The sequence below is a fragment of the Shewanella electrica genome (genome assembly GCF_022321485.1).
In the GTDB taxonomy this organism is placed as follows: domain Bacteria; phylum Pseudomonadota; class Gammaproteobacteria; order Enterobacterales; family Shewanellaceae; genus Shewanella; species Shewanella electrica.
The window spans coordinates 1-285 of the sequence record NZ_JAKOGG010000148.1 but is presented as its reverse complement, the minus strand read 5'-3'; the positions used below and the strand labels follow the sequence as shown (position 1 = coordinate 285).

Sequence of the window (285 nt, the reverse complement as noted above, 5' to 3'; positions counted from 1 at the left end):
AGTGATAAAGCGACCATGGACATTCCAGCGCCGTTTGCTGGTGTACTGAAAGAGCTGAAAGTTACATTTTGTACCGTTTTTATGGAGGCAGTGTGAGCCGATCGCGCACACTGGAGGTATCAGAAGTGCGAATGCTTTATCTAAGGAATTAGGTAACTTTTATGTTAGATTGCTGAACCTCGAAATGAACTCGTAGATAACAAAGCGGCGACGTACTTTTCCACATCAATTGAGCTAAAGTCGTGCTGCCCTGGGCTTTGTGTTCCAATGTATGCTGGATGAAGT

The 285-nt window shown here is 44.6% G+C and carries 1 pseudogene; it reads left to right on the top strand.

Going from position 1 to position 285, the window contains the following annotated elements:
* Positions 1 to 63 (top strand): annotated as a pseudogene (locus L9G74_RS23775) (biotin/lipoyl-containing protein); the annotation flags it as partial.
* Between the last annotated feature and the right edge of the window lie 222 nt (positions 64 to 285).